11 protein-coding genes are annotated in these 13,523 nt (G+C 36.1%); 3 read left to right on the top strand and 8 right to left on the bottom strand.

What is annotated here, in order from left to right; all coding sequences use genetic code 11:
* Positions 1-4: 4 nt before the first annotated feature.
* Positions 5-433 carry a hypothetical protein gene (locus ACJG85_RS03485; RefSeq protein ID WP_412476926.1) on the bottom strand — a complete coding sequence of 143 codons (429 nt, stop codon included), beginning with the start codon at positions 431-433 and terminating at the stop codon, positions 5-7.
* Between the two features lie 343 nt (positions 434-776).
* Entirely contained in the window at positions 777-1,298 is a 522-nt protein-coding gene (locus ACJG85_RS03490) for a nuclear transport factor 2 family protein (protein WP_412464860.1), read from the bottom strand.
* Positions 1,299-1,392: 94 nt separating this feature from the next.
* Between ACJG85_RS03490 and ACJG85_RS03495 the strand changes: the two genes are divergently transcribed.
* Positions 1,393-2,985 carry a L,D-transpeptidase family protein gene (locus ACJG85_RS03495; protein ID WP_412476927.1) on the top strand — a complete coding sequence of 531 codons (1,593 nt, stop codon included), beginning with the start codon at positions 1,393-1,395 and terminating at the stop codon, positions 2,983-2,985.
* A gap of 105 nt (positions 2,986-3,090) precedes the next feature.
* Here the strand turns inward: ACJG85_RS03495 and ACJG85_RS03500 are convergent, their stop codons facing one another.
* Complete coding sequence (locus ACJG85_RS03500) at positions 3,091-4,428, bottom strand: ammonium transporter (protein ID WP_412476928.1); 1,338 nt, start codon at positions 4,426-4,428, stop codon at positions 3,091-3,093.
* Positions 4,429-4,788: 360 nt separating this feature from the next.
* Between ACJG85_RS03500 and ACJG85_RS03505 the strand changes: the two genes are divergently transcribed.
* Positions 4,789-5,169 (top strand): hypothetical protein, encoded by a 381-nt coding sequence (locus ACJG85_RS03505; RefSeq protein WP_412476929.1) that lies wholly within the window; start codon positions 4,789-4,791, stop codon positions 5,167-5,169.
* Between the two features lie 58 nt (positions 5,170-5,227).
* Here the strand turns inward: ACJG85_RS03505 and ACJG85_RS03510 are convergent, their stop codons facing one another.
* Together ACJG85_RS03510 and ACJG85_RS03515 are read right to left on the bottom strand one after the other, a co-directional pair.
* Complete coding sequence (locus ACJG85_RS03510; RefSeq protein WP_412476930.1) at positions 5,228-6,172, bottom strand: hypothetical protein; 945 nt, start codon at positions 6,170-6,172, stop codon at positions 5,228-5,230.
* A gap of 224 nt (positions 6,173-6,396) precedes the next feature.
* Entirely contained in the window at positions 6,397-6,810 is a 414-nt protein-coding gene (locus ACJG85_RS03515; protein WP_412476931.1) for a very short patch repair endonuclease, read from the bottom strand.
* Between the two features lie 38 nt (positions 6,811-6,848).
* Between ACJG85_RS03515 and ACJG85_RS03520 the strand changes: the two genes are divergently transcribed.
* Positions 6,849-7,832 carry an HNH endonuclease gene (locus ACJG85_RS03520; RefSeq protein ID WP_412476932.1) on the top strand — a complete coding sequence of 328 codons (984 nt, stop codon included), beginning with the start codon at positions 6,849-6,851 and terminating at the stop codon, positions 7,830-7,832.
* A 7-nt stretch (positions 7,833-7,839) separates the two neighbouring features.
* On the opposite strand, the gene ACJG85_RS03525 is transcribed toward ACJG85_RS03520, so the two are convergent.
* From ACJG85_RS03525 to ACJG85_RS03535, 3 genes are read right to left on the bottom strand one after another with little or no spacing between them, the layout of a single operon-like run.
* Positions 7,840-9,525, bottom strand: a complete 1,686-nt coding sequence (locus tag ACJG85_RS03525; RefSeq protein ID WP_412476933.1) for a response regulator receiver domain — start codon at positions 9,523-9,525, stop codon at positions 7,840-7,842.
* Entirely contained in the window at positions 9,518-12,415 is a 2,898-nt protein-coding gene (locus ACJG85_RS03530; protein ID WP_412476934.1) for an ATP-binding protein, read from the bottom strand. The genes ACJG85_RS03525 and ACJG85_RS03530 overlap by 8 nt, the downstream gene beginning before the upstream one ends.
* Positions 12,405-13,469 (bottom strand): DNA cytosine methyltransferase, encoded by a 1,065-nt coding sequence (locus ACJG85_RS03535; RefSeq protein ID WP_412476935.1) that lies wholly within the window; start codon positions 13,467-13,469, stop codon positions 12,405-12,407. Before ACJG85_RS03535 ends, ACJG85_RS03530 begins: the two co-directional genes overlap by 11 nt.
* Positions 13,470-13,523 lie beyond the last annotated feature (54 nt).

Consider the following 13,523-nt stretch of genomic DNA (forward strand, 5'->3'; position numbering starts at 1 on the left):
AGGATTAATTAAAGATTCCTTGAATGAACTTGCTGAATTTATATTTGTAACTGTCTTTTTTCATCACAGGACAAACTTGCTTTTGGGCCAAGTTGGCCGGCAGCAAAAAGCGTTCAGCTTTGTAGTTGCCTTTGTTCATGAGCTCGTCATAGACTTTTTTTGAATCGGCTATGTTGTTGTCGTGAAAATACACTACCACATTTCTTTTGACAATAATTTCACTTTTTACCCCTTTAATTTCATGGAGTTTTTTTTTGATCTCGATGGTGCTTAGCGAGTCAAAAGGCTTGTCAAAGTCGATGCGACTAATTTGAATATTGGCATTTTCCACCGGTTTCATACTGGCAATGTGGTACACTAAAATACCGAAGAGCAATAAGACAACTCCTAACAGACTCAGCACTATTTTTTTTACGGTTCGGTTGATTCTCATGTCGATTTGTTTTTGCGGTTTCTTGCATTTACGAGAACCAATAGGATTTGGTTTTTAAATCGCTAAAAAATCGAAAAGCGCTATCCTAATGCAGACAGCGCTTTTCTTTAAACAAAAACAAAACTAACCTAATATTATGTTGCTATTGAGTAAGAAATGGGTAGCGTTATACGGGAGCAAAAAGGGCTAAGCCATAAGCCAATAAAATCAGCAACACCAAAATGACAATGATGATGAAGCCAAACAATTGGTTTATTTTTTTATGGATATCCACAGGTGTAAGGTTTCGTTTCTTGTTCTCATATACGAGAAAAGAAGACCTATGGATTTAGGAGCATAAAAATTAGTTCTTTTTTTCTTTTAAAGAAGTGAGGAGATTGTTCTCGAGCGGTGTTTTGATTTCGACCACTTTGTCAACGTTGTCATTCGGCACCGTCATAGAAAGCACATAGTGTTTGATTTTCCATTGACCGTTGCGGAAAACCAAAACGCCCGAACCGCGACAAATTTTCATCTGCGTATCTAATAACTCGTCAAACCAAACGGTTTTTTGGTCTTCACTAACGTAAATATTGCGTTCTAAAGCTGTGAAATTCCAGGCTTTACCACGGTCGAAATACGGTTTGGCGAAAGCTTGAAAAGCCGTTTTGTTCCAATTTTCCGTGGCATCGGTTCCGATAAAAATACCATCATCGGCGATTGCCTCAAAATAGTTTTGAAAGTTCGCTTCGGCGGCGGCTTTATGCCAATTGTCTAATATGACTTCGATTTTTTTCTTGACATTAGCAGGTGTTTCGGTTGTTGAAGTTTGCCCGAAGGTAACAAGACTAACGAATATCATAAGTCCTAAACAGTATTTTTTCATGGTTTTACAATTTGGATTCGACAAGTAAATATAAGTGTTCCATTAGTTAGTAGCGATTAGTTTTTGTATTTTTATGAAAATAATTTTGCCCTATATGAAAAATAGAGCGTGGTTTATCGGGCTGGTCTTGCTGGTGTTACTCGGATTTTCTCTGACGAGTTGGTATTGTGCCAAAAAAGAAAATGTGGTAAAGCCTTCAGCCGAAGCGAAAACTCAATTTCACTACGAGGAAGTTTCATTGTCTTTTGACAGTTCGGCTGTTGCGTCGTTTTACGGCAAATACCCCAAATTGGTCTTGTACCAAAAACAAGCGGTTGATTTGTATCGTAAAAACCTTTACACTTATCTATGGTACGACAAAAAAGGGCGCAAAGAAACGGCGGAAGTCATCTACAATAAAATGAATAATTTGTTGGAAGAAGGCCTACAGGCGAAAGTGCCTTACAAAGAAATTTTGGACGGCATGTTTCCCAAAACCAACACCAAACCAAACGTTGAGGTAGAATTGTTCCTGACCAACTATTATTTTTATTACACCAATAAAGTGCTGCAAGGCATAGACAGTACCAAAACAGAAGAGTTAGGCTGGTATTTGCCACGGAAGAAATTATGTTACGAACAATACCTCGATTCTATATTGGTAGATCCTAAACTGATAGACAATAAAGCCAAACTGATAGGCCAATATTACAAGTTAAAAGAAGTGTTGCAGCGGTATCGCGACATCGAAAAAAACGGCGGTTGGGAATTCATTGAAGTGCCTGAAGGCTTCAAACAACTTAAGCCGGGGGACAGTTCCGATTTGGTGATTCAAATCAGAGAAAGATTGTTTTTAACCCACGACATTGCCACCGATTCGAAAAGTAAGGTGTATGACGAATCGCTGCAAGAAGCCATTTTGAAGTATAAAAAGCGCAACGGTTTTTCGGAAGACAAAATTATCCTGCCGAAACATATTTCGGAAATGAATGTGCCGATTAGTGACCGCATTAAAACCATTATGGTCAATATGGAACGCTGCCGTTGGATATCGACCGATTTGACAAAGTCTAAAGAATTTATCGTGGTGAATATTCCGTCTTATCGATTGACTTATTTTAAAGAAGGAAAAGCAGCATTGGTATCTAATGTAGTGGTGGGAACAGCGCTCAATGAAACCGTAATTTTCAGCGGGATGATGAGCTATGTAGTGTTCAGTCCGTATTGGAATGTGCCGAAAAGCATCCGCGACAAAGAGATACTTCCGGCCATCAAAAAGAACAAGGATTATTTGGCCAAACACAATATGGAATGGAATGGTAACAACATTCGTCAAAAACCCGGACCTAACAATTCGTTGGGTTTGGTGAAGTTTTTATTTCCGAATTCCAACAACATTTACTTGCACGACACTCCGGCTAAGAATTTGTTTAGTCAGGAAAAAAGAGCCTTTAGTCATGGTTGTATTCGAGTACAAAAACCAAAGGAATTGGCTCAGTTGATTTTAGAAGAAGATCCGAATTGGACACCTGAAAAAATAGACGCAGCTATGAACAGTGGTAAAGAAAAATGGTACACCTTAAAAAATAAAATTCCGGTATACATAGGTTACTTTACCGCTTGGGTTGACGATGATGGGTTGGTGAATTTCCACAAAGACATTTACGGGCGCGATAATGCGTTGGCGAATTTGTTGTTGGAGGAGTAAGCTGAAAGGGATAAGGGAAAAAGGCATAAGTAAAATGTCTTAAATATGGTGCATAATTGAGGATGGTTTAACCCGCAACCCGTAACTCGCAACCTTCAACTTAACTTAAAACTTTTCCCCGTGCTGCGACAAGTCTAATCCCATATTTTCCGATTCTTCCGACACTCGGATTGGAATTAGGGCATTAGTAATTTTGAACAACAAATAGGCGCCGCCAAAAGTAACTACAGAGACCAGAACTAAGGCCATCATATGGTGACCAAAAACACTCCAACCTCCATACAACAAACTCGCATTTTCACCTTTGGCAAAAATAGCCGTAAGGATCATTCCCATAATACCGCCCACACCGTGACAGGCGAATACGTCGAGGGTATCGTCAATTTGTTTTAGTTTTTTCCAATACACCATTTTATTGGAGACAATAGCGCCGATAAATCCGAAAAAGATGCTTTGCGGAATGCTTACATAACCCGCTGAAGGCGTAATGACTACCAGTCCTACTACGGCACCGATACAAGCCCCTAAAGCAGACACTTTACGGCCGTTCATTCGGTCGAAAAATACCCAGGTCAACATAGCTGAAGCGGAGCAAATGGTTGTGGTCGCAAAAGCCATAGCTGCAGTAGCATTGGCCGCTAGGGCTGAGCCTGCATTGAATCCGAACCAACCAAACCACAACATACCGGTGCCTAACAATACAAATGGGATGTTGGTGGGAATGTGTTCGCTGTTTTTTCTTTTTCCCAAGACTAAAACACCTGCCAAGGCCGCAAAACCGGCACTCATGTGAACGACCGTTCCACCGGCAAAATCCTTTACACCGAAATAGCTACCCAACAGACCATTCGGGTGCCAAATCATGTGGCATAAAGGGGCATAAATACAAAGGGTGAACAAACAAATAAAGAGCAAAAAGGAAATGAAACGGATGCGTTCGGCCAGTGCGCCGGTGATGATGGCCGGGGTAATCACAGCAAACTTCATTTGGAATAAAGCAAATAAAATAAAGGGGATAGAAGAAGCCATGGTGCTGTGCGGGTTCATGGCCACATGACTAAAGAAAGCAAACTCGAAGGGATTGCCAATGATGCCGTAATGAGTGCCGCTGATGGTTGGGCCAATGGGACTTCCGAACGACAGGGAAAAAGCCACAACCACCCAAAGTAAGCTAACCACGCCTAAGCAAATGAAACTTTTGAGCATGGTGGAAATCACATTTTTTTTGCCCACCATACCGCCATAGAAAAAAGACAAGCCCGGCGTCATTAATAATACCAAGCAGGAAGCTGTTAACAACCAAGCCACATCGGCATAATTGATGGAGTCGACAGCATTAAAGGTTTTGAGATTGTCGGTAGCTTTTTCGGGCCAGAATAAACCGGCTACTGCTACTGCGGAAACCAACAAAAAGGCAAAAATCCAACGTTTTTCTATTTTCATAATTTCTTAGTTAACCCATTTTAATTTAGGGTAAAATTATAAAAGATAGTTTAATAATTGCATTTAGTGCTATAAAAAATAGGGTCAAACTGTAATTTTTGTATTTAATATAATATTTATACCCTAAGAGCAGCTAATATTTTAATAGTTGAATTTTTTGTGCTGAAAATTGAAAAACCTTCAAGTGTAATGAGGTGATTACCCATTCAGATTTCGGGAGTATCACAAACAATCATTCGTCTACAGTTAAAGTCGTTTGGTCTAATGTAAAATGCAATTGGGCGAATTTATCCCATAAAAAAAAGTATTCTTGCTAACATTGTGATTGTCAAACAAAACGCAAACTAGGAATTGTATTTTATGAAAAACGATGTATTCATCATAGCATCAGTAAAAATAATTCCAAACGTTGGTCGGTTTTTCTTTCATACCGGAAACCGACCAACAATTGTTTGTAATCCAATTATTCAGTATAACCGGAGTGAGACGATTGATGAGTCTCTTAACACCATTCCCACAAATACCAACAAAGTGTTAATCAGCACTTCTGCACCTATACAAGTTAATACCAATACCACAATTCATTCCCCGACCTTATACAATTCCTCCTTCATAGTTCATTCCCCTTTTGGAGGAGGAAAGGTCAAAACCATTAACCCAAGCGGAAGTGCTACTCATTCCGGGAGCTTAGCAAAGTTTTATAAAAAGCCATATCACTCTGTGATATGTCCCAATGTATAGTAGAGTAATGTGATTTTTTTAGTTAGGTCCCCGCAATAATTATTGGGCGTTGCGGGGACTATTTTTTTCCACTCTTTTTTTGCAACGCTTTCATGTCGGCATTCTTAAAGTTTGCGGCCGCAGCGGTGTAGCCCAAATAAACAATTTCTCCGGTTTGCACGTTGGTCACGGTCACAAATTTCTCGCTAGGGGTTTTTATGTACAACAAGTAATAAAACGGCGTAGTGCTGTTTACAATTTTCTCATTGAGTTCAGCTGTTGAGAGCACTTGGTAAGCTAATGTATAGCCTTCGAAGATTTCTTTTTCGGGGTATTTTTTGCTTTCGTCATCGGAGTTTTTGCCGAATTTGGTCAGCACATAATCGGGGACAAACAAGGTGCTTCCGGCCATTTTTTGCAATTCAGCAGTATTGGCTATTTCGGTTTTGGCATTGCACTCATTGCCTTTTTCCAGCAAAGTGCAAAGTTGTTGCAGGTAGTTGCTCAACACACCGGCACCCCAGTTTTTAAAATGTCCGGCGGCGTCATACTCCATTTTATACATGGCGCTCGGATTGTTTTGCGCGTAGTAATCGGCAAAGAGTTCTATAGTGGCCACTACTATTTTATCGGCTTGATTGAAATGTCTTCTTTTCTTGGGGTCGTAGGTGAATTTGCCGTTGGTGGTCCACAGTTCCAAATACATGCGGGTTTCGGTAGCAGCCAAGGTACTGTTGGAGGTAGTCATGTTAGCGCCCAGGGTGACAAAGCTGTTGTTGGGCGCGATGTTTTTTTCTACCTCAGTATATTTAATACACGCTACTTTACTGAGTGACCACGCTTTTTTAATAGCCGCTACATACACCGCTGCCGCAGGCGAGGCCGGATCTTTCATGGCGAAGTAGGTAGTGCCTTGTTTGATTTTGGCGATTTCGGCGGTGTTGGTGAGGGTGATTTGGGAGAGAGTGAGCCAAGGCAACAAGCTGAAAAGCAAGATCCTGTATATTGGGCATTTTGATTTCATGGGGTAAGGGATTGGTTTGGTGAGGTAAAGTTAATAGAAAAAGGAAAGTAAAAGTTGTGTCAAATAATAATTTGAAATCAAACTGGCACAAAGTTGTGGCCAAAAAAAATATTTTGAAAAAATTGCCACAGATTTGTGACAAAAAAATCAATTTGATAAAAATTGCCACAAAAAAGATTAATTATATAGGTTTGGATTGAGGGGTTGTTTGTTGAGAGGAATTTTCAGTTTTTGTGAATTACTGATACGATTTGCGTAATACAGCTATCCAATTCCATTCTGACATCTTTAGCCCAAAAGCGCAAAACTGTCCAGCCTGATCGTTCCAGGAAAGCGGTTACTTCTTTATCGCGTTCTATGTTGCGTTCAATCTTTTTATACCAAAACTCTTGGTTGGATTTGATTTCGTGTTTTTTAATTTCCCAGTCTTTGCCATGAAAAAACTCGCTATCTACAAAAACAGCGAGTTTGTATTTTTTAAAAGTTAAATCCGGTTTACCGAAAACAGTTTTATCATTTTTACGATACCGATATCCTAAATGCCACAAAGCTTTGGCTAACATTATTTCCTCCTTACTGCCTTTGTTTTTGACAGCACGCATGTTTTTAGAGCGTTGTTCGGGAGTGTGGCGGTCCATAAATAAAAATTAGTATCTTCATACAAAATTATACAATTATGAATCACTGGGTATTAAAATCTGTAGATGATGATGACTTGTCCTATATCAGTAACGATGGTCATGCCGATGAATTACAAACAAAATATGTGTATGATAATTTTGTACCGAATTGTCGTCAAATAAAAAAAGGGGACGTAGCTGTTATTGTTAATAAAGAAAAAGTATTAGGACTGGCTAAAATATCCAATATTGTAATCTACAATTCAACCAAAATACGAAGAAGATGCCCGGTTTGTAATAACACTAACTACGAAGAAAGAAAGACAAAGTTGCCTAAATACCGTTGTAATAAAGGCCATGAATTTGAAGAGCCATTAGCAGAAACAGTTGATGTTATTCAATACGAAGCTTTTTACAGCCAGTCTTTTATCTCGCCAAAGATAAAAGTTACAGTTGATAAATTAAGATCCTATCATGACAAAGGTTATAATCGAAATATGTCGATGCAAAGTTTATCAAAGGATTTTTTCATGGATTATTTTGAGAGTGAATACAACTACTTACTCCATGAAGTCAGTTATCCGCTAGCAGAAGACGGCGATAACAACTTGTTGGGTGAAATTTTATCTGATGATTATGTGCCAACCGGAGAAGATGAACGATCAAAAATTTACAAATCAATCATTCAAAGGCGAGGGCAACAAAAATTCCGAGATGCAGTTCGTGAAATGTATGGCGATAAATGTGTGATTACCGGTTGTGAGATTTTAGATATTTTAGAAGCGGCTCATATCAATCCTTACAAAGGAGAGAAGGACAATCATCCCACTAACGGTTTATTACTTAGAGCTGATATCCATACTCTTTTTGATTTGGATTTGATAGGGATTGAGCCAAACGAATTGAAGGTTTATGTCAAAGAGACAGTCAGAAAGGATGGTTATGAGGATTTGCAAGATAAACTATTAATCACCCAATCTAAATTTCCAAGTAAAGAATCACTTAATATGCGTTGGAATAAGTTTATTGAGTCAAAATAATTTCGAATTAGATTTTAACAAAGTCAACACCAACTCTTGTAGGATGACCGAAAGCATGATTCGCTATCCTCTGAGTGTAGTCTGTTCTTAAAGTTGTGATATATTCTGCTTCAATGTAATTTAGTTTTTGATCGAAGTTATCTTTAGTATGTCTATTAGTTATATCCCAAAATCTTATTTTATTATCAATTAGCTTATTATTCTCGACATTGTAGACTTTTGGTTTTATGTAATATGGTTTATGAAGAAATGATTTGTAAGCCTTTAACTCTGCTTCTTTAACTCTGATGGTATGCTGATCCTCAGTTTCACCATCCTGTCTTTTAATTTTCTCTTTTTTGATAAATTCGGTTTCACCCCATTGAATAACTTTTGTACTTGGCATAAAACTCAAGAATGCCGTGTCTCCCAATTTAAGGGCCATTTCCAGGTCGTCAAACTCGTAACCTTTGACAAAGTAAAAATTTGAGTCAATTTTGTTAGGATAGTAACAATCGCAAAGTGCGGTTATACACAAGTAATATATATCATCTGAATCTTTGAATATGTCCCCGAAATTTAGATTTGGGATGCTTTCTGGATGCAAACTTTTTACAGTTACAGAATTGTAGAAAACATTTAATTGTAACAAATCATCAACAGTAGATTCCTGTCCATTTATTTCAGCACTTTTTAACTTTAAAAAATCGGCATCAAGTAATTCAAGTTTTGCAGTTCTTAGCTTAAGTGTAGCTTGTTCAATTAATAATTTTTTTATAATTGTGGCAAAAGTTTTATCATCATTTAAGTGATTTCGAAATTGAAAGAGAGCTTCTGTTGATGACTTTAATATAGTTTCATCTATAAATCGTTCATTAGAATTAAACAAAGACTGCATTTCTAAACCTAATAGCTGAAAAAAGCTTCCTTTGTTATTTATAACAACATTAGAAATTCGTTGTAAAAGATTTTCATAATCCGAATCAGTATCGTGCTCTTTCTTTAGAGTTAGCACAAAAGTGTTATTTATTATAAAAGAGTCATCCCCAGTTTTTAAAACTTCATGTTCATTTGCTGATTCCGGAATAATAAATCTCTCAACATTAAGTGAAATGTATATGTAACGAAGCAATAAAAACTCTTTTTTGTCACGTATTCTTTCTAATGGAAAATTGTTTTTATCAATTCCATTTTCCTCAAAAAAAACATTGATTACTTCTTCACTTTTGTCCCAAACTTTAACTATTTCTTCTGAAGTGATGTAACTATATGTTTCTTGAATTGTAATAAATTCAGTTTTACTTATACCTGAGAAATATGCATTAAGAAAAATAGGGATTTCATTAAAATTATTGGCACTTGAATAAATACAGCAAAAATTAATGTAAGGCGTACTAATAGCTTTGTGTAATAGTCTTAACGAATACTCTTGGCCAGAAGCATTTGAAAGTTCCCAGTCCAAAAGGATTAAATCTCTACTATTGAACAAATAATCTAATATTTCAGGCTCTTGGAGATTAGAGGCTTCAAACTTATGAACTGTTAGGCTTTTTCCATTGTTCTTAAAATTTTTAAACAATTCCACGGAAAGTTTTTCCTCAGGGATTTGAGCGTCAAATGGTGTTCCTGAATAAAAATCTTTAGCTTTATCATCAATAAAAACCACAGAATTTATTGATGATTTTAATATGTTAAATGCCTTTTGGTTATACATCTGATTCTATTTTCTTGATTATAAAACATGCCCCATTCAAATTATTATATTCTACATCGTTAGATGCATTGATATCTAACCCCGCATCGTTTAAACTCTGTTTTGATAAATACAATCCTATACCTCTTCCATTCGGGCGCTGAGAGTAGAATAATTCAAAAATTTTGTCTAACCTGTAATCAGGAATTTTTTCGCCAGAATTGGCTATTATTATTTCATCAGTTTCAGGAAAGTAATCAAGCTTAATTATTCGTTCTTCTTTATTACGCATCCAATAAATTGCATTATTGATGAGGTTAATGAAAACAGTGTGTATTACAGGCTCTTTAATGGTTAAGGAGTGCTGTTCGAATTCTTTAGTTACTTCAAATTTTATGTCATACTCGGCAATTTGATTTTCAAAAAACTCTTGTAAATATTCATATATTTTTTTACAGCTTACCTCTTTACTTAGTGCTCCTGAAATTCTATATAAAGGAGATAACAAGGCATATTTATCTTCCAGTTGTTTAAAATTCTTTTGCAGGTATTCAAACTCTCTAATTGAGTTTACATTACTGTTTCCTGCAAGAGTTCCTAACTGGTTATTAATTTTTGCATACAACTGATTGAATTCATGATCAATGATTTCAACGGCAATTCCTAATTGTGCCGTATCACGGGTTTGTTCCCATTGATATTTCATCTGGTCATATTGCGCTTTATAGGCACCTTGTACTTGCTCCTCATCAATATCAAAAGATAATCTCTTAATATGTTCTGTAAGAGGGAAAAGTGTCTTTTCAGCCATTTCTGAGACTTCAGTGTATTGTTTTTCAATAAGATCAGAAAAATGATTTATCTGGTCTTTAGAAATGATGCTGTTCACTATTGAATCTTTGTTTTCTTTTAAAGAATCAATTAATCTTCTGGCTCTTTCGCTATAGTCTTTCGCTATTTGATTTAGCTTTTCATTGAGTTCTTGTTTGTGTTCGTTAAGAGATTTTTCTAATGAAGAAATATAACTGTTGTATCTTTTTGAAAAATCAATTTGTAAATCACGGATTTCAAGTTTTTCCTGTGCTTTCTTATTTAGCTCCTCTCTTCGTGGTGATACTGAACTTATATAATTATTTAATCGATCTTCAAATTTGTATAACCTCTCCAGTTGGGTATCAGTGGGTTTATATCTTTTTGGGACAATAGGTATTAAATCTTTTAAACCTAAATCCATTTTTTGAAGTTCATCCAAAATATTTTCGACCTCGGAATAAGTAATGTGAATGCTGTTTAGTTTATCATCAAGCTGATTCAGAAGATCTTCATATTTTTTTTGGTGCTCATCTAATTTAATAGGATAAGTATTTAATGATTTTGTAAACGCTATTTTCTCTGCTTTTTCTCGTGCTTTGTCTGCATTGATGGCCTCGGTCTGTGCATTAATTTCTTTTTGTTTGTCCCTGAATAATGAAAATTTTGGGTCTGTTTGAAAATAATCTAGGGCGAGTGCTACAAAGAAGTTACTCGCATCAGCTTCAAATGCCCTATATTGAGAATTGTTTATTAACCCTTCTCTACTTGATTTATCTTTTAGATTGGGGTTTCTCTCTCTTGTTAAATCAATATATCCGTACATCCTTCTGTATGAAAAATAGTAGGTTCCCGCTCTCTTTGATCTCCTATATTCAAACTTCAAAAAGTCAGCATTCTCTCTACCATATGGAAGCACTCTAAAATCATCTCTGAATACATACAAAGCTCCGTATTCATTCACTTTTTTTCTTAGGTAATCAAATTGTGATTCAGTTAATAATGAAGACCGTATTTCTCCTTGTGAATAGCCTAACTCGATTGGTACTCTGCCATAAAATGTTCTTTTGTCTTTTTTTCTTGGATTTGTGTATGTATATTCTATTTCTTCGTTGTAAATTCTTATTTTACCATTAAAGCTACCTTCTCCATCAAACTCACCTTTTATGTAGACATCAGCTAAGTTAAAGTCAGTTTTATCGAAGAATTGACCTTGCGATGTTAATAAATCATAACTCTCATCTGAGTGAATATTAAATACAGTTGAAATCTTAATTGCATCATCTTTAAAAGGATTAGTAAATGCAGTTAAGCTCGTAATAACAAACTTTTTATCATCTAGTTCATCTTTATCATTTTGTGAAAGTTCTATAATTTGATTTAAAGGATTAAAAACTAAGAATAAAGTCCCGTGGGAATCATTTGAGCTAAAAAAATCATGAATATTCTTTACAATGGGTTGCTCCAACACAGCAGATTCTGTTTCGGAAGTAATCTCAAATTTCAAATCAATTTGTTTTCCTTCCCAAATCGGTTTATCATCTAAATCCTTTTCTTTATCAAAATTTTTAAGGAACATTGTCTTTAATTCACCAAAAACATTTACAAGAGATTCTATGTTGTCGACAGTTTTGATAGGTATAACTATGTCATCCAAAAACAAATTGTAGTTTTCTAATAAACGCCAGTCAAAAAAAACTGCTTGGATTGGATAACCTAACTTTTTTGTAAGCATCAGCATCGGGTTTCCTAAATAGGCTACAGAAAGTCTCCCTATCCCTTTTTCCCCTGCTTTAATTCGTGGTTTTTTCCAAAGGGTATCTTCTGATTCTAGTTCTAATTCAGCCCTTGATTTAGAGTCTGTGCCTAATACTAACCACTTGTCTAAGATATCTGTACTAGACATTCCTTTTCCATCATCTGATAAAATGAAGTAGGATTTTGTAAGACCATTATAACCTTCTTTATATAATTCAGCCTTTAAGTTATCAGCATAAGCATCATATCCGTTTTTCCACAACTCAGTTATGGCAGTAGGTAAGTCGGCAATCTGCCCTTTACCCAATAAATCAACGGCTCTTGCTTTGGTTCTAAACTGCATTTTGATGATTTTGGATTATTGCTCTACCAATCGCAGTAGCATATTTTGGAGGTACAGCATTACCTATCATACGCGCTGTATGAGCTATAGTACTAGTCTTAAAGATGTATTCTTTAGGAAATGATTGCAGTACTGCACCTTCTCTTAATGAAATTGCTCTGTTTTCTTCAGGGTGTCCGAAACGTCCGTTTGAAAGACTGAAAAATTTGGTGGTTATAGTAGGTGAGGGTTTATCCCAAAACATTCTTCCGTAAATGTCTCTGAAGCCATCCGTTTTTCCTTGATGGCAAGGAGGGGCTAAATCTTTGTCATTTACATAAGCCATTCGGTCTCCACCATCAGCAGGTGTTCTTTCCAATCGATCTAAATTAATTTTTCTTAGTCCGGCAACAGTATGCATGAAAGGGGAGTTGTCTTTATGACCTGGACTAACTTTCGGGAATCCGTTTCTTTCACCTAATACATCTCTGACAGACAATTTTTTTCCTTCGTAAGGAATGGGACAAAGTTCTCTTTCTGTAACTCTATTGGCAATTAGCGTAAATCTTTTTCGGTGTTGAGGAACACCATAATTGCTTACTTCGTGAATATCATAATGTACTGTATAGCCGTTTTTAGAAAGCCATTTAATAAATCCGGATAATCCGCTTTCCTTTTCCTTTCTTAAAACACCCGGTACATTTTCAACAACAACATATCCCGGATTGAAATATTCAACAAATTTTCTGAACTCTTTCAATAAGTTTTTTGATTTTTTTGACTTCTTTTTATCCGTATTGATAATACTCCAAAATTGACAAGGGCTGCAGCCTATTAGGACAAGTTCATCATCGTTTTTTTTAAGTTGAAGTTCATTTTCAAGGTCAGTGACTTTGTAGTCAAAAACATCAGCATGAATGAATTTAGCTCCGTTGATGTTAGCTTCGTATGTTTCTTTACATGTAATATCATAATCAATACCGGCAAGAATTTTAATCCCTGCATTACTCATACCCGAACTCATACCGCCTCCAGAGCAAAAGAAGTCAACGGCTTTAAGATTGGTTTTACTCATAAAATTATAAAATAATTTTAAATATATTTTTTCAAAAATAAGCAATTTAAAGTT

This window comes from Flavobacterium mekongense (genome assembly GCF_047038255.1).
Lineage (GTDB): Bacteria > Bacteroidota > Bacteroidia > Flavobacteriales > Flavobacteriaceae > Flavobacterium > Flavobacterium mekongense.

Coding starts and splice junctions, on each gene's coding strand:
- ACJG85_RS03485 (WP_412476926.1), bottom strand. CDS start 433: ATGAGAATCAACCGAACCGTAAAAAAAATAGTGCTGAGTCTGTTAGGA.
- ACJG85_RS03530 (WP_412476934.1), bottom strand. CDS start 12,415: ATGCAGTTTAGAACCAAAGCAAGAGCCGTTGATTTATTGGGTAAAGGG.
- ACJG85_RS03500 (WP_412476928.1), bottom strand. CDS start 4,428: ATGAAAATAGAAAAACGTTGGATTTTTGCCTTTTTGTTGGTTTCCGCA.
- ACJG85_RS03525 (WP_412476933.1), bottom strand. CDS start 9,525: ATGTATAACCAAAAGGCATTTAACATATTAAAATCATCAATAAATTCT.
- ACJG85_RS03515 (WP_412476931.1), bottom strand. CDS start 6,810: ATGGACCGCCACACTCCCGAACAACGCTCTAAAAACATGCGTGCTGTC.
- ACJG85_RS03495 (WP_412476927.1), top strand. CDS start 1,393: ATGAAAAATAGAGCGTGGTTTATCGGGCTGGTCTTGCTGGTGTTACTC.
- ACJG85_RS03535 (WP_412476935.1), bottom strand. CDS start 13,469: ATGAGTAAAACCAATCTTAAAGCCGTTGACTTCTTTTGCTCTGGAGGC.
- ACJG85_RS03510 (WP_412476930.1), bottom strand. CDS start 6,172: ATGAAATCAAAATGCCCAATATACAGGATCTTGCTTTTCAGCTTGTTG.
- ACJG85_RS03520 (WP_412476932.1), top strand. CDS start 6,849: ATGAATCACTGGGTATTAAAATCTGTAGATGATGATGACTTGTCCTAT.
- ACJG85_RS03505 (WP_412476929.1), top strand. CDS start 4,789: ATGAAAAACGATGTATTCATCATAGCATCAGTAAAAATAATTCCAAAC.
- ACJG85_RS03490 (WP_412464860.1), bottom strand. CDS start 1,298: ATGAAAAAATACTGTTTAGGACTTATGATATTCGTTAGTCTTGTTACC.